This window comes from Ningiella ruwaisensis (assembly GCF_004798935.1).
Taxonomy (GTDB): Bacteria; Pseudomonadota; Gammaproteobacteria; order Enterobacterales; family Alteromonadaceae; genus Glaciecola; species Glaciecola ruwaisensis.
Window position 1 is genome coordinate 30,262 of sequence record NZ_RAHT01000011.1, and the last position, 18,986, is coordinate 49,247.

Below are 18,986 nucleotides of genomic sequence, written 5' to 3' on the forward strand. Positions count from 1 at the left end.
TGGCGCTGTCGCGTATCTTAAGTTGAGGTTTATCACATATTAATCTGGAAACTGACGCGCTTCATACTGTCGCAGCTTGGCAATGGCGTCCTCACTCATGTCTTCATAAATTTTGACGTCAGCATCCTCTTTTTTAATTTTATTTGCGATAAGATGATTCACTTCTCGGTGCATCATTTCATCGGCGCGAATAACGCGAATTACATCTGTTAACCTCGCATCTTCTGACAGGTTCCAGTACTCTTTTGCCAATTGTGGAGCAGCTATATTGTCAACCTCACCTTTTTCCACCATCTTCAAATACTCGCTGTAGCTTACTACAGCCTCTTCCTCAAGGTAGCCAACCACGCGGTGAGCGGATTTAGTGGATATTAGGTAGAGGATCAGAAACCAGACATAAAAAAAGCCTTGAGCGATAATGACTAACGCTCTCTCTAGCTTTGAGGGCTTGGCAATCTCAATAAAAGTCATCAAATGCATACGTTCGTTTTCAGCTTCGTCTAGTAAGGTGCGGATCCAACCGTGATCATCTTCCATTCGTCGCAAACACTTAAGATGCAACATGGCTCCTGACACCATGCCCGGAACCGCAGCCACCGTTTCGAGTACAACTGCTCTGTGTCCATATCGATTGGCAAAAAAGGCATCCGCAAACACTCTTAAAAATTTGACAAACCCAAAGGCGAATCTGTCGCCAAACGTTTTAGGGGCATGATGCACGTGCACATCTTCAGCATGTTTCTCGTCAGCGTAACGTTCGAGCGGATGATCTTGACTGTCTCGCTCTAATGAAGATGCCTTGCTTTCTTTACTTTCGTTTGTCATCTGCCACCTCTGGATAAGTCAAAGTCGCTAACGTTTTTCGCTAGCTCACGTTTGTTTTTTTCATGTTTACAAGAATTATTCCAAACGTTTTATGCTGTGTTTTCAAAGAGATAAAAGCGAATGTCGTAAATAAATGCGGTGAGATGAGTAAGTTCTTACATCGAATGTAAAAACTTTTCAGTGTTAATGTTTTATATGGGTAAGTTATTAAGGTAGAAGTAAGGCCGTCAATATGCCTATTGCAACAATAAGTCCTACCCAATGGTTATTTAAAAAAGCCTTAAAGCAGGCTTGCTCGTCGCGGGCACGAGTGCTGACGAATTGAAGTGTGAATAGAACACTCGCCAGACTTAAGCCCAAGTAAGCAGGCACGGAAAGATTAAGTAAATCAAACACATACGCCAGTTGAATAATAGTTAATGCTTGCAATAATACGATGATCAGTAAATCGTATTTTCCAAATAAAATTGCTGTTGATTTGATACCTATTTTAATATCGTCCTTTCTATCTACCATTGCGTACTGGGTATCATATGCAACTGTCCAGCATAGGTTTGCCAGATATAAAACCCATATCCAAAAGGGAATGGTCTCAAGCACTGCCATGGCCGCCATGGGCATTGACCAGCTAAAAGCCGCGCCTAATATCACTTGTGGAATATGAGTAAAGCGCTTCATAAAAGGATAAATACTAGCTAAAGCCAGGCCCACAACAGATAGAAGTATGGTCTGCCAATTCAAGGTAAGCACTAATAAAAAAGCAAGAACTACTAACAAAGCAAACAGCTGTAAAGCCTCTTTTTCTGTCACTTTGCCGCTGGCTAAAGGGCGAGACTTTGTGCGAGCGACACTACCATCTAAATGTCTGTCTGCGTAGTCGTTAATGACACATCCTGCACTTCGCATAAGCACCACACCTAACACAAATACGCTCAGAATATGCCACGATGGCAGTCCGTCGGCGGCTAAAAATAGCGCCCATAATGTTGGCCACAAAAGCAAATAGATACCAATGGGTTTATCAAGCCGCATTAGTTGCCAGTAGTATTTACTATGTTTGGGTGTGAGAGCCAGCATATTTAAAGTAGATTTTCCTTGAATTACATTTACACGATATTAAAAACGCAAGGTTTAGACTTCAAGCTCGCTGGATTTCTGGGTCTGTTTTTTATAGCAGGGGCAATCTGGCAAAAAGGCTTCCGCAACCAGTATGGTGCGACTTAATGTATTATTTTCATAATTTGATTGACCATCTGATGGCGCATCACCTTCATAACTAAATATGGAGCGTCTTGCCCAGAAGCTATCCGCTTTTTTCGTTCCCGTCGACGTATTTTGCAAATCCTTATGCTCAAATATTTTGTGAGTCAGTGGATGGCGCGATAACTTCCCAATATCGAAATTACTCCGAATAAAACTCGTATCATTAAAAATTCGCTGTCCCAGGGGTTGATTGCCCAAGTCTGCCCATTTTTGTTCACATAGGCTGTGGGGTAAAACCGAACGTGCAAACACCCAAGGTTTTCCATCACCGCGCAAAATGACTTCTCGTATTTGCCATCTCTGACTTTCAAAACCTGGTATGGCCGCGCGTTCCGCCTCTTCCAAAGGTAAGGATTTTTGTCCAAGAACTTCTACCTCAAAACTTGAACATAAGGACTGTAAACGCTCCGTCAACGAGCCGGTGTCTAGTAACCAGTCCTGCATTGCAGGAGACAATGGTGCAAAATAGTCTGGGGCCTGCCAGTCCACCGACAGGCCAAAAGGAAATATAGAATTGATTAACAAAAGTGAAGAATTCTTATTAGTTACCGATAACCTAAGTCTAACATAGACAAAAAGACTTCCCTAAACAGAAAAGAGTTTGAACATGTCGAGACATTGGCAATACACTCAACGATGGTGCTTTATTTATATAAGCATGCTTGGGTTAATGATATTAGGCAATACGGCGGTAAAAGCGCAAGAAGAAAGCGTAAGCTCTGCACCAAGTATTGCATACATTGCGATTGAGCCTGACATTGTCACAAACTATGCAGGCGACAACAGCGACCGTTTAGGGTTTTTGCGCATCACCATTGAAATGATGCTTGATGAACCTTCTCTGATCCCGGAAGTTGAACATCATATGCCGCTTTTGCGCGCCACTGCAATCGAGGTGATTGGTGCACAGCCTGAGCAAAAAATAAAGTCTTTAACCGGTCGCGAAGAGATGCGCCGACTAATTCTTAAACGCTTTAGGGACATTATGGTGCGTGAGACGGGTGAAGAAACCGTGCGCGACATCATCTTCACCAAATATTTAAGACAAGGCGGTTAAGCGCTAAAAGCGTGTTTAATGAGAGGTTTTTTGCGCTTTTGGAACCAGCAAGTGTAAACTCAGAGCCAGTAAGCAACCTGCAATCAAACCAAAGGTGTGAGCCTCATTCGCCATGCTGACATAAAGTAAATCGGCATACCCTAAGGCAAGCCATACAAGGAGAAAAATCACAAAACCATTGGGAATACTGATCCCCCACTTAGGGCGTAACCAGCCTATCCACCACACAAAACCAAACAGAGCATAAACGACACCCGATAAGCCCCCAAAGTTTGGGCCCGAAACCAGTAGCTGCGAAATGTTGGCAAACAGATTAGACACCACAAAAAGTACAATCAGCCAGAAAGTACCGAACACACGTTCAAGTTGACCGCCGAATATCCACCACCACATTAAATTAAAAATAATGTGAATAGCCGAAAAGTGCAAAAATGCGGGGCCAAATAAGCGCCACCACTGATGATTCTCGGCAAGCTGATCAAAGTACTGCATGCTCAACGCTTGTTGCCAAAAGTCGAAGTAACCGAGCATGCTTGCGCCAAATACAAATAGACAACATGCCATTACCAATACAGTAAAGGGCGCTTTTAATATATCTGAAACACCTGGTAATCCACTTGATGCCAATATTGGCGAACGGCTCCTTGCGAGCTCGCCACTTGACCATGCTGCCTGCTGAAACTTGGGCGCATTCGGATTTTTTAAAAATTCCTGTGCAATATCTACAGCAGCATCTTTCTGAGACAGATCTTCAATGCTTAACAAGTAGGCCTCAGAAGAATGACTTGAATCAATTGCCTCGCTATCACCGGCGTCCTGCTGCGGAGCCTCGTTGACAAAGGCTTTTATTCCCTGTTCATTCAGATATGCTGCAAGCAAACGTGCGGCTTGTTCTTGTCCAAATCGAATAAGTGGATGATGATCTGTTAACTCTTTCAAGAACGAACCTTCTCGTATTGGTTTTGGTGTTTAGTTTACACTATTGGTCATCTGACAATGCGTCGAAAGGATAATTCATTCGCCACGCTTCAAATCCGCCGTCCATGCTATAAACCTCCTCAAATCCTTGGTGCAGCATATACTGAGCGGCCTGTTGAGATGAGATACCATGATAGCAACAAACTACAACGGGCATATCAAAATCATTTTCTTGCATAAACTGCGTTATGCTTCCATTTGTTAAATGAAACGCACCGGGAATATGACCTTTTGCAAAAGATTGCTCGTCGCGAATATCAACCACTTTGATCTCACCTTTATCCAGGCGTTGCTTGGTTTGTTCTGGCGAAATGTGTTCAAATTGTTCCATGACAGTCTCTTTAAATAAGCTTGAATTTAGATTTTAGTAAGGTGTGTGCTCTAGGCTATCCAGTCCAATATGACTTTGCCTGAGCGACCAGAGCCCATAATTTCAAAACCCTTTGCAAATTCATCCACCGGCATTTGATGCGTAATAATGGGAGAGAGATCCAATCCGCTCTGTAACAGACTAACCATCTTATACCAGGTTTCGAACATTTCTCTTCCGTAAATGCCTTTAATCGTCAGCCCCTTAAAAATAACCTTGTTCCAATCAATAGCCACATCTTGCGGCGGAATACCTAACATCGCAATTTTGCCGCCGTGATTCATTTTATCAAGCATATCTCTGAAAGCAGCCGGTACACCTGACATTTCAAGGCCAATATCAAAACCTTCTGTCATACCCAGTTCGTTCATTACTTCTTTTAAATTTTCAGAAGCAACATTCACCACGCGAGACGCGCCCATTTTAGAAGCAAGAGAAAGACGGTAGTCGTTAATATCTGTGATGACAACGTGACGTGCACCGACATGACGTGCTACCGCTGCAGCCATGATACCGATAGGTCCGGCACCAGTAATAAGCACATCTTCACCCACTAAATCAAAAGAAAGCGCGGTATGTACGGCATTGCCGAAGGGGTCGAAAATAGCGGCAAGGTCGTCGCTGATATTATTTGGAATTTTAAAAGCATTGAACGCTGGAATCACCAGATACTCAGCGAAGGCACCCTGGCGATTAACGCCAACGCCTGTAGTATTTCGACATAAGTGTCTGCGACCTGCCCGGCAGTTGCGACAGTGCCCGCAGGTAATATGACCTTCGCCACTGACTCGATCACCGGTTTTAAAGCCGGCGACCTCAGAGCCCATATCAACCACCTCACCCACATATTCATGGCCAACTACCATCGGCACCGGAATTGTTTGCTGAGACCATTCATCCCAGTTGTAAATATGCATATCGGTGCCGCATATAGCAGTTTTACGAATTTTAATCAGTAAATCGTTTGGACCGATTTCAGGAATTGGGCTTTCAACCATCCATATTCCGGGCTCACGCTTTTGTTTTGAAAGCGACTTCATAGTCGTATTCATTGTGGAAGTAGAACCGGTATTTTGAGAACGTATGTTTGTTATGCTCATGATCCTATGACACCCATTTCGCGACCTACTTGAATAAAGGCATCCACAGCTTGGTCGATTTGGTCAATGCTGTGAGCAGCCGACATTTGCGTGCGAATTCGCGCTTTTCCTTTTGGTACCACAGGATAAGAAAAGCCAATCACATAAATGCCTCGCTCGAGCATTTTATCAGCCATTTCGCTGGCAAGTTTGGCATCTCCCAGCATGACCGGGATAATCGCGTGGTCTTTGCCAGATAAAGTGAAACCCGCTTCTTCCATGCGCTTTCTAAAATGCGCCGCATTGGCTTTAAGTTTATCACGCAGTTCTTGTCCCTCTTCCATCATCTCGAATACTTTGAGCGAAGCGGCAACAATAGGGGGCGCAACAGAATTGGAAAACAGATACGGGCGCGAACGCTGACGCAACCAATCAATTACCGCTTTTTTACCCGATGTAAATCCACCTGAGGCGCCGCCAAGTGCTTTTCCAAGCGTACCGGTAATAATGTCTACTCTGCCCATTACGTCACAATATTCGTGAGAGCCTCTACCTTTTTCGCCAACAAAACCGGTTGCGTGACAGTCGTCAACCATCACCATGGCATCGTATTTGTCTGCCAAATCACACACACCCTTCAAATTGGCAATAACGCCATCCATAGAAAATACGCCATCGGTTGCAATGAGTTTAAAACGAGCACCATCGGCAGCCGCTTGTTTTAACTGCGCTTCTAGTGCTTCCATATTGTTACTTTCATAACGGTATCGTTTAGCCTTGGAAAGCCTTACGCCATCAATGATACTGGCATGATTAAGCGAATCAGAAATGACCGCGTCTTCGGCGCTTAGAATGGTCTCAAACAAACCACCATTTGCATCAAAGCAAGATGGATACAGGATAGTGTCTTCCATTCCTAAGAACTGGCTAATTTTACGCTCCAATGCTTTGTGAATATCTTGCGTACCGCAGATAAAGCGCACAGACGCCACACCAAACCCATGACTATCTAACCCATCTTTTGCTGCCTGAATGAGGGAAGGATGATTGGCCAGACCCAAATAATTATTCGCACAAAAGTTCAGTACGTGCTCACCTGATTGCACTTCAATATCGGAATATTGCTGAGAAGTAATCACCCGCTCTTTTTTATAAAGCCCTTGTTCTTTGGTTTCGTTAAGTTGGGTATTGAGATGATCAACAAATGCTTGAGACATGTGCGCGCCTTTTAGCTAAATTCAAATTTGCGTGAATTTTAGCGTTTCGCACAGCTTTAGCAAAACTTTATGTAAAAATTAGTTTTAGCGAAAGTGAAGGTATTGGTAGCGCGGATTTACAGAGGCATTTTAATGCTTATTGGCGAACCAATAAAACTTTCGCCAACTCTGCTGTGGCATTGATCCAATAAGACATAGCATTTATGCTCGTGCTATTACCGACTTACTACTCATCATAATATGCTCAAAGAGAACAAAAACGCCCCTAGCGACTTCCGCACGGTTAAATCGTCGCAAATTATTTTAAAAGAGCTCATGATCCCAAGTTATGCTAATTTTGGCGGCAAAGTACATGGCGGCGTGATCCTGTCTCTAATGGATAAAATTGCTTACACGGCGGCTGCGTCTCATAGCAGGGCATATTGTGTGACCGCTTCTGTGGATTCGGTAAATTTTGTGAATTCGGTCGATGTCGGTGAACTCGTAACGCTTATGGCGTCTGTAAATTATGTTGGGCGCTCCTCTATGGAGGTAGGCATAAAAGTTATCTCTGAGGACTTTAAACGAGGTATAGATAAACACACCAACACGTCTTACTTCACCATGGTAGCGATAGACGAAGTAAGCCGTAAATCTATCCCCGTGCCAGGCTTAATCCTCGAAACACATCAAGAGGTAGAGCGCTTTATAAAAGGGAAATTTCGAAAGCAATACAAAATAGATTATCAGCGTCAATTTATGGACTTAAGAGAAAATCTGGATATGGAAAAAGAGAAAGAAAAACTATTGGTAGAAAACTGCGTAGTGAAAATGCAGTCTCACTAGCAAGGCGCAACTAAAAGCGAGAGGCGCAAACTCCCAAAGCTTTACGTTATGGCGATTCGATTCTGCCTGAGAAAGCCAGACCGTGGTGTTGAATCATCTTTTCAATGCTTCGTCTACAAGCTGCTTTACCTGCTCAAGCTCAATTTTCGCCATTAAGTTATCGCCTTTCGCTCGCTTGCCCCAAGGCAGATTTTCCCACGACTGACCAAATTGCTGTTCAACGCACTGCTCATAAACAGACGCCACCAGCGATTGACTCATGTAGGGGCCGGTGCGTTTTGGGTTGCTATGCGCATACAAACCAATGACTTTGGTGCCTTGTGTGGTCGCCATGTGCGCAGGTCCTGTATCTGGGGCGAGCACCAATTCTGCATGTTTAAGCACGCAAAGCATCTGTAATAAACTGGTTTTGCCCACCAAATCCATGCTTATTGAAGGGCTGTACCTGATGATTGCGTCGCGCGTGCTTGCATCTAAAGGACCGGGGCCACCGCACAATATAACGTGGAATCCTTTGCTTTTTATATAATCCGCAATCTCGGCATAGCGCTCGGGTAACCAGTTTCGCTGTGCTTTGGAAGCGGTGGGGCTTATCACCACATAGGGACACAAATCATGCGAATTTTCATTTTCGCCATGTGATCTTAACGTTGAAAAAGTTTGCCTAAACCATTCTTCATCTTGCTCAGAAGGTCTTAAAGACCAACTAATCTCAGCATTTTTAGGCACACCAATGGTGTGGGCAAAGGCCATAAATCCGTCTAATACATGTGCATGCGGTTGCGCTTCAATACGTTCATTTATAAACAGCGAGTGCAACTCTTTGCTTCGGTGCCAATCAAAACCAATACGCCGCTTTGCCTTGATCAGTCTTGAAAGCAAATTCGCTCTAAGCGCAACTTGCATCACAAAAAGTGCGTCAAATTCCGTACCTGACAATGCTGCTTTGACTTGCTGTTTAGCTGCTTTCCCGCCTTTTTTATCGTAAACAACAAAATGAACCTTGGGTAGATGCTTGAGTAAGCTGTATTCAACCTTTCCGATAATCCAGGTAATCTCAATATCGGGCCGATGAATTTGCACGGCATTAACCATAGCTGCAGCGTGGCATACGTCGCCAATGGCCGATAGTCTGAGGATACAAAGTTTGAAAGGCTTAGTCACAGCGGATGATGCTCATTTACTAACACAATTTGCTTCAAGCAAGAGGTCGACTGTTCACTGCTTAAGTGGTCCTATTTTCAAGCTAATTAAAAAACGTAGCGTTTAAGCAAGGCACAGCATTAAAATTTTTGTTATGTTACCTGACGATAAAAATAATCATAGTTTTTTTACTTTAAGGGCTTTTTTAGGACAGAATGGATGAGCATTGATGTACAGACCTCACCCGATAAAGTGAGTTTGTTGCGCACAGAATTAGGCATGTCACTGCATCTTGGTTTAAAACACTTCGATTTAGAATATCTGCAAAGTAAAAACGCAATCACTCACACTGCCGCTGGTCGCGGAAAAGTCTACTTTTTTCGCCATGCAGATAAAGAGCTGGTGCTTCGGCATTACTATCGTGGAGGACTGGTCGGTAAAATAAATAAGGACCATTTTATTTACACTGGCATCTTCCAAACGCGCGCGTTTAAAGAATTACAAATATTAGACTTTTTAAACGATCAGGATATTAACGTTCCTCATCCTGTTGCCGCGCGTATTGAGCGGTTCGGCTTTTCCTATAGGGCGGACATCATCACAGAAGTGGTTGCTGATGCACAAGAGCTGCATGAAATGTTAAAAATGCACACGGTTGACGATGGGCTATGGGTTGAAATTGGCAAAACCTTAGGGAAATTACATCGGTTGAAGGTGCGACACGACGACATCAATGTGAAAAATATCCTGGTGCAAGGCGGTAAAAAAATTGTATTGATTGATTTTGATAAGTGCTCCCGGCAAGCCTACGGAAACTGGCAGTCAGCGAATCTTGCGCGCTTTTATCGCTCTTTGATTAAGCAAAGCAAAGGCCATCAGCCGTACTATTTTACTCAGTCGAACTGGGAAAGCTTGCAAGCTGGCTATGCTGAGATCACGTCTTAAAAAGCATACTGGGCTTTAAGATAAACAAGTGCATCAACCTCATCATCCTGATTGACAAACTCGCGATTTGCAACGCTGCCCCCTGCTTTTAACAGCCAGTTACCCACCGGCTTTTGGTAATAGCCCGACAGCTCGAGTACATCCTCTGTCACATCTTCAGTCAGTACAGGCGACGGGCGTGTACCATCAGGATTTAATTCAGCAGAGCGCAAATAAACTTCCGCCACCGCGCCATCTTCAAAACGATAATTTGCGCCTAAAGTAATTTGCTTGGCATCGGAATCAAAGGTACTGCCTAAAGCTCTGCCGTACATACGATAACCCGTTTGATAGGTACCGTGCTCATAATAACAGTTGGTTATAGTACTTCCCTGACCTGCACAGGCCACATTAGTATCACTGGTTTCAAGAAACACTTTAGCTGTATGAATATATGTTGACACTCCAAACAAATTTGCATTGTCTGTCACCTTGTAACCATGAACAGCATCTTCGCCAATACGCTGGGCATAAATACTTACTGGGCGAGAAAAGGCTGTAAAACTATAAGAAATATCAAAGCCAGCGAGATGGTTTCCCTGCTTTGTTACCTGTGCGTCTGTACAACCTTCTGGTAGTTCACACGTTGCTTCAAATGTGATGACTTTCCATAAATCCGATAAACTGTCTGGTTGACCATCCCCACCCCACATAGCTACCCAAGAAGCTCCCCACTCAAAACCTTTAAATGGACGGGACGTAAACCGCGTCATAATGACTCTTGCATCTGGTACAATTCGATTGCTGTCTAATTGCCCTAGTTGAGTAGTGAAATACCAGGGACCTAGCCAACTTAACCACCTACTCTCGGATTCGGTAGTCAAGGAGCGAGACAAAGCGACGGATTTTATTGGACGGGTATTATTTGACAAAATTAATGACGAAGACTGAGCCGGTCCCCAAAATTGGTCAAGTGAGCCTACCCGAAGATTCCAGTCACCAAACTGATAGGCTAAAAAAGAATTATCAAAATTCGTGCGCCCGCCGCTTGCGTAGTTCGCTGTTAATTGACCTGACCAACGCTGATGATAAAACTCCTTGCTGATGCTTAATTTTCCGGTTTCTTCCGTTCCATCATCGAGGCTACGAAAACGCACTTCATCGCTACTTGCCTGTAGAGTAATAAACTGCCTGGATTGCTGACGTTTATTGATAGACAAATAATGTTGCAATCGTTTTAGCGCTTGAGCCGGCATATAAGGCATGGAGTCATCATCAATGCTTGCCAGTTCATCAGCCACACCTTTCCATGGTATTGGGAAGGTCGTTACTGCTGAATTTATATAGCCCCACTCGGCAAGGGTTTGCACATCGTAATGCAATTGTTTGTCTTGTGTACCAATCCATGCCGACGCTTCTAAATTAGATGAATACGAAATTGAACCACCAAATATAAACGCGTAAACAACGCTAAAAGCCAATTTATTCAAATTTTGATTATTCCTTCGCCAATCGAAATAGTGTTTGCTCATCACCTAGAGCAAAAATGAGATCGGATTATAATCCAATTGAACTGATTATTCACAAATTTGATTTGCAAATATCCTACTGGTTTCGTTAATGTTGGTACAAACTTAAAATCTGGTGCATTTATGTCAAAAGTGACGACACGTTCTCGTAATCCAAATAATATTGCTATATACCCTGGAACATTTGATCCCATTACTAATGGGCACGCAGATTTAATTGAACGTGCAGCTAACATGTTTGACCAAGTGATTGTTGCTATTGCTTCTAACCCCAGTAAAAAGCCACTGTTTTCTTTAGAAGAAAGAGTCGATATGATCACACAAGTCACCGCTCATCTATCAAATGTCACTGTCAAGGGTTTTACTGGTTTGCTCGCGGAGTATGCGAAAGAACAGGGCTCCAATATTCTTATTCGTGGTTTACGAGCCGTTTCTGATTTTGAATATGAGTTTCAGTTAGCAAATATGAATCGACGCTTGAATCCAAAATTAGAAAGCGTTTTTTTAACTCCTTCAGAAGAAAACTCATTTATATCCTCATCTTTGGTAAAAGAAGTTGCTTTGCACAACGGAGATGTCAGGGAGTTCTGTCATCCTATTGTATTGAAAGCACTAAAAGATAGATTTGAGAAAAAGAAGCACTTATAATCATAGAGTTACAAGTTTATCCTCCCAGTTTAAATACAACTGATTTCGAACTACAAAATCAACAATCAATAACGTTTTTTTGGTTTGATAGAGTTATTAATTTTGAAAGAAATTTGCTGGAAAATTCGGTTTAATCGTCGCTTTTTTTGGAGATTTCGCTTAGACGTATCGCAAATGTCACTCTTAATGTCATGGGTATGAGAAAATGGGAACGGTTGCAAGCCGATTATTTCAATATTTATTTCCCACCAATGCTGCAAATCTACATCGATTGGTCTGTAAAATCGGTCAGAAAACTCGAGAAGTCGTTTCGCACCATTTAAACTAACTAGTTGCGCGCAGGTTTGAGCCGGAACTTTCTTAAACGCAACTAGCTCACCCGAACCTACCATCTCAAGCACTTTCGTTTTTCTTGGCCTGCCAAGCTGATTTGCCAGCTTTACATAATCAAATTTGCGGTTTGAAGCAACCAAAGCAAGAATATTTTCTAGCCCACTTTCTATTAAAAAGTCATCCTCTAATATAATTGCAGCTGGTAAAGCTCGCTCTACTATTTGTTGCCAAGCTTTTCGGTGGCTTAGATAACATGCAATTTCACCCGGCGTTAAAGCGCGATGGTATTTTTGTTTATTTTGTTCAATACAATAATGTTTGTATAACTCTTCTCTAGAAATCGCTCTGCCGTCTACCGCACTAATTCGCTCGAACTTAATACCTAAATTATCAAGCTGAGTAGACGCTTTCTTAAGTCGTCCTTCAGATCTATCCAGATTAATCACAAAAATAGGTAACATCTTTTCAACACGTATTTTATTGTATGCGCCACAATATTCGATTTAATTCTTTAATAGCAGTTCACCTAAACAGATGAATGATGCGTTAAGTTTGACCGATAGCATGACGAAGGTAAAGCAGAAAGGGAAAGAAAATTTGTTGCATAACTGCGATAATATCTAATGCCATGTGTTTGTAAATTGAGTCTAATTATTGGTACGCATCAATATTTTTGGTATATCATAAAAGTTCCGATAGTGTATTGATGGTGGTCTGATTTTGAAATTACCTATAAGCGTCTTTATCATTACGCAAAACGAAGAAGAGTATATAGGCAAAGTCCTTGAGAGTATAAAAGGAATTGATGAAATAGTTGTTGTTGATTCCGGTAGTTCAGATAAAACCGTTGAAATAGCACAGCAGTATGGCGCAAAAGTCGTGCACCAGCCATGGCTAGGATATGCAAAGCAGAAACAATTTGCCATGTCTTTATGCACTCATGAATGGGTGTTAAACCTCGATGGAGATGAAGTAGTTAATCCTGAGTTTCTTCAAGGTCTACGTGAAATAATAAGCACAGATAACGCAGATTCCGTAAGAGTATGGCGCAATGATATTTTTATAGGAAAGCGCTTATCGAAGTTTAGTAAAAAAGCTAATAATTTGCGATTTTATAGAAAATCATTGGCTCATTTTGATTCATCAACCTTGGTTCATGAAAGTGCAACTGTGTCAGGTAAAGAAATATTCGCCAATCTAGAGTTCGACCACTATGGCTATCAAACAATAAAAACCGTTACTGATAAGAATAATCAATACTCCAGTTTAAAAGCACTGGAAAAGTTCAAGCGAGGTAAAAGCTTCAGTTACGTAAAACTGATTTTTATTTTCCCGTTAATTTTTATAAAAGAGTATGTTTTCCAACGCAAAGTTTTTTCTGGTACAAGAGGCTTTATACTATCGATATTAACGGCATATTATGCCTTCATAAAAGAAGCAAAGCTTTTTGAACTTGAACAGAATAGCTTGGAAACTGCGAATAAAAAATAGTTTATTCATCGTCATAGGTTTGAAGGCTATTTTTGACATTTAATGCAAAAAAAAGTGTTTCGCTGCCCGACATTTTGACTGCGAATGGGAGTATTGCAAACTACACAAGCTTGCCCCGCTTTTCCATAAACATTAAGTTTTAACGCAAAATAACCCGGGTTACCATCAGCCTGGGCAAAATCTTTTAAGGTCGTGCCGCCTTGTTTTATTGCCTGAGCAAGTACTTCTTTTATGTGCTTAGTGAGTTGGACATAGCGCGCTCGACTGACTTTGCCAGCTTTGCGCCTTGGGTCAATACCGGCTAAAAAAAGGGCTTCATTGGCATAGATATTTCCTACGCCAACTACAACTTGATTATCCATAATAAAGTTTTTAACGGGTGACTGGCGACCTCTGGAAAGTGTATATAAGCGATTCTCATCAAATTCTGCAGTAAGAGGCTCAGGGCCCAAATTTTCCAGCAGCTTGAGCGATTGTTCGTTCGCGCCTTGCCATAAGCAACTGCCAAAACGGCGAGCGTCGTTAAGCACAAGCTTTTTACCATTTGAGAGAAAAATTTCGATATGGTCGTGCTTTTGCCTGTCAAGCGCTTGGTCAACCACTCGCATTCGACCTGACATGCCCAGATGAAGCACGAGCGAGCCAGCTTGTGTTGTAATAAAAAGATACTTGGCACGACGGCTCACAGCGCTAACAGGCAAACCTTCGCATAAATGAACGTTTTGAGGCACAGGCCAGCGCATTTGTGGCTGGTGCACCAAAATACGCTCAATGGTTTGATTATGCAGGTAAGGTAAGATACCCAAACGCGTAACTTCGACTTCTGGTAATTCAGGCATTTAGTTAAAAGGGACCAGTTGATTTACGTTAGGGAAATCTAGCAAGTAAAGTTCACCTTGATATATCACATATTCAGTATTGTTCGCTGTGAGCAGGCCATACACCCGCGTTTGATTTTCACCGGCGAGGTTCAGACTAACTATATATTGGGGATTTGCGCTTAGCTTACTGTCCAAGGTATTGTCAGTGATTCGCATTGAAGCTGTTTGCCACTGGCTAACGATGTTATTGATAATGTCCGTTGGCGACATACTTTCACCATTCAAGGATTCGCCGGTAAAAGGTTCACCATTACGCGCTTGGGACTGCTGATACATCTGCAAGCCGGCCAAATCCTCTTCACTCGGCGCCGACACACGCCATCCGCTGCCAATCCGCTCGAAGGTAAGCTGATTGATTTGCATGCTTGTTACAAATGCGCCCTCAGGCACTAGAGGTATCACCTCATCGCCCCTATCGCTAAACAGACTGTCGTAATTCAAAACAACAATTAATATCAACATGGAAAAAATCAGCACATTATTCCAGGCTTTTTGGGACAGTTTTCTCACGCACAATTACCTATATTTTCATTACAGCTAATCTTACTCAATTTTGAGGAAAACCGAAACGAGAATGCTTGATGCCACAGAGAATCTTCACTGATGGATAAGGGGGAGCGATTTTAAGGACGCTGTCCCATCCATGGTCGCTTTGCAAAGGGCTTCCTGCCCTTTGAAACCTTAAAATCGCTCCCCCTTATCCATTTATCGCTTAATTCTCTGTGACATCAAGCATTGTCTTCTGTTTTATTAAATTACAACAAACTTAATTCTGCGAATATAGGATAGTGATCAGAGAAATAGCGGGTTTCAGGCGTTTTCAAAATACCAGCACGATGCACAATGTGGGCAGGTTTAGACCAGAACCTATCAAGCTTAAAAAGTGGAAACTTACTGGGAAAGGTGGCTCCTAACTTATGTGCATGCAGTTTTTTATTAATGCGCTTGAGTGATTTAGGGAAAAACTGCCATTCATTAAAATCCCCTGTCACTAATAAGGGAATGTGACCTGTCTCAGTTTGTTCGTTGAGTATTTCATCTACCACATTTTCTAACTGCTCGAATTGTGCCATTCTTTCGTACTGTTTTAGTCCCTTATGAGTATTAAGCACACGCAATTTTTGCGAACCAAAGTCGAATAGCACATCCTGAATATTGCGAGGTTGACGACTCTCCACGCTGATATCTACCGAGCGACTCTGCAATTTCTTAACACGCGATAAAATTGCGTTTCCATAGTAACCATGATCAGTAACCACAGCAGGTGAAGGAATAAACTCTGTAAAATGCCCTGCCAAAAGCGCTTGAATTTGCTCGGCCTTGTCCAGTTTGGGATCGCGCAAATCCATCTCTTGCAAACAAACAATATCTGCATCTTGAGACGCTAAAAACTTGCCGATACGCGCATAACTGAATTTTTCGTCTGTTCCAACGCCACTGTGAATGTTATACGAAATAATTTTCAACATCTTATAACCTAAATCAATTTCGCCATTACATTAACTGTGTAGCGGTTTCATCTTCAGACTCACTCTCTTTACTTTTAGGCGTCTGGTTTTCTTTTTCTTTTGTCTGGTATTTCTTTTGAAAAAATGTCACCAGCTTCTGCGAGCCGTAGGCCATACCAAACCATGCTAGTAAGCCACCTACTAAAAATGCAATGTGTTTGGGCGTTGGATTTCTGAAAATATCCGCAATTGAACCCCCTACCAGCGCCTTGACAATCATCGGAGGAAGCATGCCCATAAAGGTACCCGCTAGGAAATAGCTGATGCGAATGGAAGAGATCCCAGCAACCAGATTCACTAAACTAAATGGAGCAACCGGGATCATTCTTAGCACCGCGACACCAAAAATGCCGTTTTCAGCAAATTTTCGGTCAATGCGACTGACTTTTGGGCCAGCCAGTTTTCGTAAACCCTTATCCCCCATTATCTGACCAATAAGGAACAATACAGCCGTTGATGCCATCACGCCAGCCATGCCGTAAATCGTCCCCCACAAAGCGCCAAATACCATTGCTACTGCAAGTGAAAGCACCGTGACCGGAAAAAACAGCAATCCAGCTACAACATAAATACCGCAAACAATAAACAAAGCCCAAGGGCTGTTTCGAAAGGATTCAAGTACATCAGTTAAATATTCCCGATTCATAAAATCGACGTTTTGACTGAGCAGATAACCGCCGCCTACCAAAAGCGCTACAATAAAAAAGGCCGCAGATAAAATGAGCGTGCGTTTGCTTGGATTAGGCAGAAAGAACTTTCTGCCTCCCGGTAAGGGAATAGAGGGCACGATGGGCTCCTGGGGATCACCAAAAGGCGTAATTAAATCCTGTAAACCTTGGTCGGTAAAATTCTCATCTTCAGCTTCTTTTAAACAATACGCATACTCATCTTTACATGAAGTGAGCTTTTCAAACGTATCTTTGCTTTCAATATAGTTTTGCACCTCTTCTTCGGCCCAGCCGGAGTGTTCACTTATAAGATCATTTCTAAACCAGCGGATTTTATTGCGGTGTGCTTTTGTAGTTGCTTCAAAAATGAGATCGCATTCAGTGTCCAACGACATCGAGCGATTACTTAAATTTGATGAACCAATCACAAAATATTTATCATCAATGATCGTCACTTTAGCGTGTACCCGTTTATGGCCCGCCAGGCCATCGGCATTAGTAGATGACGAGTAAGCCATTAGGACGCGCCCATCATCAACGCCATTTTCGAGTATACGTTTAAAATCAATTCGTCCCGCCCAGTATGCTTCACATTCAACCGTTCCTTTGGGCTCATAGGAACTGAATATAAGTACTTTTAGCTTCGGGCATTCTTTAAGACGTTTATTTAAGGCCTCCGCAATTTCGCCTCTATTGGCGAATTGATTTTCGATGTAGACAAATTCCTCTGCCTGTTCAATAAGTGAAAGTAGCATTTTTCGTACTTCCTGAACTGGCTCCTGGTTGTCCATGAAAGGAACGGTTTGAGCAACGCCACACGCTATATTTTCAAAAATAGGTTCAACACTATCTGGCCAGCAGTGTGGAATGTCATCGGTAATTGCAGGTTTAACCTCTTCACTTACCTGTTGGTCTGCAGTAACCAACCTATTCCATCGCCACCTCACAAGCTTCGAAAGCTCAGTTACAATATCGCCTGAAACAGCTACTTGTACATCATGGAATGGCCCATAAGTACCATCTCCATCATCGCGCTCTGGCTCTTCAATTTTGTGTTCTCGAGTGTCCCATCGATGTACCGCTACATCCATGCCGCCAGCAAATGCGAGTTCATCATCAATCACAACGATTTTTTGGTGCTGACTTCCCCCCATCGGGATGCTGCTATCTAACACGGTGTGCACGTTATCGGGTGTTTTTTCATCCCACACTTCTTTTGCCCAAACCTCTCGCATACCCAGAAATGCAAGGGAAGAATCCCAGCGCAACAGATGAACCGTTAATTCTGGATTTTCTTTTGCTTTGAGGGCAATTAGCTCGCTGATAACCGACGGCAGTTCTGATTGTTTTTCCTCTTCTCCGCGCAATAAACGAATACGACTATCAATATCCCATCCAACAATGAAAATAGAATGCTTCGCCTTTGAAATTGCTTCATGCAGTGCCCGATAGTAATTGGCGCAGTCAACCACCGGCGCGGCAAAGCGCGCTTTACTTATCGTTGAACAATTTTCATCCGGTTTAAATATTGATGCTTGTGTACTCATTAGGTAACCCTTACTTGCAAACACGTAAAAGCTTCACGCTTTCAAGCCTTCTTTTTAGGTATCTTTCTGAATTTACGTGTTTTTATTTATTCAGGATAAAAGATAGCAAAATGAGTGCCGCTTGAGGGAATTAAGATCTTGCTGCGCCTAAAACAAAAAACCCCGCGTGCGCGAGGTTTTTATGGAGACAAAAATCGACTCAATTGAGCCTAGACAAAAGTCTATTTGATTTTAGCTTCCTTAAACATAACGTGTTTACGGACTTTAGGATCGTACTTTTTGATCTCCATTTTGCCCGGCATGTTACGCTTGTTTTTGTCTGTGGTGTAGTAAAAACCTGTGCCAGCAGATGATACTAATTTGATTTTATCACGCATTGTTCTTTTCCTTAAAAGGGTTAAAAGAAAGGTTTAAACTTTCTCACCACGAGCACGGATGTCAGACAATACTGCATCAATGCCTTTTTTATCAATGATACGCATACCTTTAGCGGTAAGACGTAATTTTACAAAGCGATTTTCGCTTTCAACCCAAAAACGGTGTGTTTGTAGGTTTGGCAAGAAACGACGACGTGTTGCGTTTCTAGCGTGTGAGCGGTTGTTACCCACTGCAGGTCGCTTACCTGTAACTGCACATACTCTAGACATGTTTGTCTCCAAAACAAGGTTGTTTGCCGTTTAACTACAGCAAACTGTTTTGC

At 42.5% G+C, this 18,986-nt stretch carries 21 protein-coding genes; 5 read left to right on the forward strand and 16 right to left on the reverse strand.

Translation table 11 applies throughout. The features are described 5' to 3' along the window. Positions 1-39: 39 nt before the first annotated feature. From D6V41_RS17130 to D6V41_RS17140, 3 genes are all read right to left on the reverse strand, one after another. A complete protein-coding gene (locus D6V41_RS17130) occupies positions 40-825 on the reverse strand; it encodes an alternative oxidase (RefSeq protein WP_136252774.1) in 786 nt (261 codons plus the stop codon). A 207-nt stretch (positions 826-1,032) separates the two neighbouring features. Continuing rightward, entirely contained in the window at positions 1,033-1,902 is an 870-nt protein-coding gene (gene ubiA / locus D6V41_RS17135) for a 4-hydroxybenzoate octaprenyltransferase (protein ID WP_136252775.1), read from the reverse strand. A 54-nt stretch (positions 1,903-1,956) separates the two neighbouring features. After that, positions 1,957-2,613 (reverse strand): chorismate--pyruvate lyase family protein, encoded by a 657-nt coding sequence (locus D6V41_RS17140; RefSeq protein WP_136252776.1) that lies wholly within the window; start codon positions 2,611-2,613, stop codon positions 1,957-1,959. Positions 2,614-2,695: 82 nt separating this feature from the next. Here D6V41_RS17140 and D6V41_RS17145 point away from each other — a divergent pair, with 82 nt between their 5' ends. Further along, positions 2,696-3,145 carry a flagellar basal body-associated FliL family protein gene (locus D6V41_RS17145; protein ID WP_241664588.1) on the forward strand — a complete coding sequence of 150 codons (450 nt, stop codon included), beginning with the start codon at positions 2,696-2,698 and terminating at the stop codon, positions 3,143-3,145. A 15-nt stretch (positions 3,146-3,160) separates the two neighbouring features. Here D6V41_RS17145 and D6V41_RS17150 read toward each other — a convergent pair whose 3' ends face one another. From D6V41_RS17150 to kbl, 4 genes are read right to left on the reverse strand one after another with little or no spacing between them, the layout of a single operon-like run. Beyond that, positions 3,161-4,084: a rhomboid family intramembrane serine protease gene (locus D6V41_RS17150; protein WP_136252777.1), complete on the reverse strand. Its 924-nt coding sequence runs from the start codon at positions 4,082-4,084 to the stop codon at positions 3,161-3,163. A gap of 40 nt (positions 4,085-4,124) precedes the next feature. Beyond that, complete coding sequence (gene glpE, locus D6V41_RS17155) at positions 4,125-4,454, reverse strand: thiosulfate sulfurtransferase GlpE (RefSeq protein WP_136252778.1); 330 nt, start codon at positions 4,452-4,454, stop codon at positions 4,125-4,127. Between the two features lie 50 nt (positions 4,455-4,504). Further along, the gene (gene tdh / locus D6V41_RS17160) at positions 4,505-5,533 is read right to left on the reverse strand and encodes an L-threonine 3-dehydrogenase (RefSeq protein WP_136252814.1); all 1,029 of its coding nucleotides are present in this window, start codon (positions 5,531-5,533) and stop codon (positions 4,505-4,507) included. 56 nt (positions 5,534-5,589) lie between these two features. Further along, positions 5,590-6,789: a glycine C-acetyltransferase gene (kbl, locus tag D6V41_RS17165; protein WP_136252779.1), complete on the reverse strand. Its 1,200-nt coding sequence runs from the start codon at positions 6,787-6,789 to the stop codon at positions 5,590-5,592. A 315-nt stretch (positions 6,790-7,104) separates the two neighbouring features. Here kbl and D6V41_RS17170 point away from each other — a divergent pair, with 315 nt between their 5' ends. After that, entirely contained in the window at positions 7,105-7,614 is a 510-nt protein-coding gene (locus D6V41_RS17170; protein WP_136252780.1) for an acyl-CoA thioesterase, read from the forward strand. Between the two features lie 93 nt (positions 7,615-7,707). On the opposite strand, the gene D6V41_RS17175 is transcribed toward D6V41_RS17170, so the two are convergent. Further along, on the reverse strand, positions 7,708-8,778 hold the full coding sequence (locus D6V41_RS17175; RefSeq protein WP_136252781.1) for a glycosyltransferase family 9 protein: 1,071 nt from the start codon (positions 8,776-8,778) through the stop codon (positions 7,708-7,710). A 198-nt stretch (positions 8,779-8,976) separates the two neighbouring features. Here D6V41_RS17175 and D6V41_RS17180 point away from each other — a divergent pair, with 198 nt between their 5' ends. Further along, on the forward strand, positions 8,977-9,702 hold the full coding sequence (locus D6V41_RS17180) for a 3-deoxy-D-manno-octulosonic acid kinase (protein ID WP_136252782.1): 726 nt from the start codon (positions 8,977-8,979) through the stop codon (positions 9,700-9,702). On the opposite strand, the gene D6V41_RS17185 is transcribed toward D6V41_RS17180, so the two are convergent. Beyond that, entirely contained in the window at positions 9,699-11,171 is a 1,473-nt protein-coding gene (locus D6V41_RS17185) for a capsule assembly Wzi family protein (RefSeq protein ID WP_241664589.1), read from the reverse strand. The two genes, D6V41_RS17180 and D6V41_RS17185, sit on opposite strands and share 4 nt — an antisense overlap. A 162-nt stretch (positions 11,172-11,333) precedes the next feature. On the opposite strand from D6V41_RS17185, the gene coaD reads away from it, so the two are divergent. Further along, on the forward strand, positions 11,334-11,858 hold the full coding sequence (gene coaD / locus D6V41_RS17190) for a pantetheine-phosphate adenylyltransferase (protein WP_136252783.1): 525 nt from the start codon (positions 11,334-11,336) through the stop codon (positions 11,856-11,858). 65 nt (positions 11,859-11,923) lie between these two features. On the opposite strand, the gene D6V41_RS17195 is transcribed toward coaD, so the two are convergent. After that, positions 11,924-12,652 carry a glycosyltransferase family 25 protein gene (locus tag D6V41_RS17195; RefSeq protein ID WP_136252784.1) on the reverse strand — a complete coding sequence of 243 codons (729 nt, stop codon included), beginning with the start codon at positions 12,650-12,652 and terminating at the stop codon, positions 11,924-11,926. 259 nt (positions 12,653-12,911) lie between these two features. On the opposite strand from D6V41_RS17195, the gene D6V41_RS17200 reads away from it, so the two are divergent. Continuing rightward, entirely contained in the window at positions 12,912-13,682 is a 771-nt protein-coding gene (locus D6V41_RS17200) for a glycosyltransferase family 2 protein (protein WP_136252785.1), read from the forward strand. 26 nt (positions 13,683-13,708) lie between these two features. Here D6V41_RS17200 and mutM read toward each other — a convergent pair whose 3' ends face one another. The 6 genes from mutM to rpmB all read right to left on the reverse strand — a co-directional run bounded on the left by mutM (position 13,709) and on the right by rpmB (position 18,933). Beyond that, on the reverse strand, positions 13,709-14,521 hold the full coding sequence (gene mutM, locus D6V41_RS17205; protein WP_136252786.1) for a bifunctional DNA-formamidopyrimidine glycosylase/DNA-(apurinic or apyrimidinic site) lyase: 813 nt from the start codon (positions 14,519-14,521) through the stop codon (positions 13,709-13,711). Continuing rightward, positions 14,522-15,073 carry a hypothetical protein gene (locus D6V41_RS17210; RefSeq protein WP_136252787.1) on the reverse strand — a complete coding sequence of 184 codons (552 nt, stop codon included), beginning with the start codon at positions 15,071-15,073 and terminating at the stop codon, positions 14,522-14,524. A gap of 245 nt (positions 15,074-15,318) precedes the next feature. Next, a complete protein-coding gene (locus D6V41_RS17215; RefSeq protein WP_241664590.1) occupies positions 15,319-16,032 on the reverse strand; it encodes an endonuclease/exonuclease/phosphatase family protein in 714 nt (237 codons plus the stop codon). A 25-nt stretch (positions 16,033-16,057) separates the two neighbouring features. Continuing rightward, the gene (locus D6V41_RS17220) at positions 16,058-18,286 is read right to left on the reverse strand and encodes a VTT domain-containing protein (RefSeq protein WP_136252788.1); all 2,229 of its coding nucleotides are present in this window, start codon (positions 18,284-18,286) and stop codon (positions 16,058-16,060) included. A 221-nt stretch (positions 18,287-18,507) separates the two neighbouring features. Further along, the gene (rpmG, locus tag D6V41_RS17225; protein WP_136252789.1) at positions 18,508-18,663 is read right to left on the reverse strand and encodes a 50S ribosomal protein L33; all 156 of its coding nucleotides are present in this window, start codon (positions 18,661-18,663) and stop codon (positions 18,508-18,510) included. A gap of 33 nt (positions 18,664-18,696) precedes the next feature. Further along, positions 18,697-18,933 carry a 50S ribosomal protein L28 gene (gene rpmB, locus D6V41_RS17230; protein WP_136252790.1) on the reverse strand — a complete coding sequence of 79 codons (237 nt, stop codon included), beginning with the start codon at positions 18,931-18,933 and terminating at the stop codon, positions 18,697-18,699. Positions 18,934-18,986 lie beyond the last annotated feature (53 nt).

What these genes read in the sequence shown, in the direction of transcription:
- D6V41_RS17130 (WP_136252774.1), bottom strand. Translation starts at nt 825, where the DNA reads ATGACAAACGAAAGTAAAGAAAGCAAGGCATCTTCATTAGAGCGAGAC.
- ubiA (WP_136252775.1), bottom strand. Translation starts at nt 1,902, where the DNA reads ATGCTGGCTCTCACACCCAAACATAGTAAATACTACTGGCAACTAATG.
- D6V41_RS17145 (WP_241664588.1), top strand. Translation starts at nt 2,696, where the DNA reads ATGTCGAGACATTGGCAATACACTCAACGATGGTGCTTTATTTATATA.
- glpE (WP_136252778.1), bottom strand. Translation starts at nt 4,454, where the DNA reads ATGGAACAATTTGAACACATTTCGCCAGAACAAACCAAGCAACGCCTG.
- tdh (WP_136252814.1), bottom strand. Translation starts at nt 5,533, where the DNA reads ATGAAGTCGCTTTCAAAACAAAAGCGTGAGCCCGGAATATGGATGGTT.
- kbl (WP_136252779.1), bottom strand. Translation starts at nt 6,789, where the DNA reads ATGTCTCAAGCATTTGTTGATCATCTCAATACCCAACTTAACGAAACC.
- D6V41_RS17170 (WP_136252780.1), top strand. Translation starts at nt 7,105, where the DNA reads ATGATCCCAAGTTATGCTAATTTTGGCGGCAAAGTACATGGCGGCGTG.
- D6V41_RS17180 (WP_136252782.1), top strand. Translation starts at nt 8,977, where the DNA reads ATGAGCATTGATGTACAGACCTCACCCGATAAAGTGAGTTTGTTGCGC.
- coaD (WP_136252783.1), top strand. Translation starts at nt 11,334, where the DNA reads ATGTCAAAAGTGACGACACGTTCTCGTAATCCAAATAATATTGCTATA.
- D6V41_RS17195 (WP_136252784.1), bottom strand. Translation starts at nt 12,652, where the DNA reads ATGTTACCTATTTTTGTGATTAATCTGGATAGATCTGAAGGACGACTT.
- mutM (WP_136252786.1), bottom strand. Translation starts at nt 14,521, where the DNA reads ATGCCTGAATTACCAGAAGTCGAAGTTACGCGTTTGGGTATCTTACCT.
- D6V41_RS17215 (WP_241664590.1), bottom strand. Translation starts at nt 16,032, where the DNA reads ATGTTGAAAATTATTTCGTATAACATTCACAGTGGCGTTGGAACAGAC.
- D6V41_RS17220 (WP_136252788.1), bottom strand. Translation starts at nt 18,286, where the DNA reads ATGAGTACACAAGCATCAATATTTAAACCGGATGAAAATTGTTCAACG.
- rpmG (WP_136252789.1), bottom strand. Translation starts at nt 18,663, where the DNA reads ATGCGTGATAAAATCAAATTAGTATCATCTGCTGGCACAGGTTTTTAC.
- rpmB (WP_136252790.1), bottom strand. Translation starts at nt 18,933, where the DNA reads ATGTCTAGAGTATGTGCAGTTACAGGTAAGCGACCTGCAGTGGGTAAC.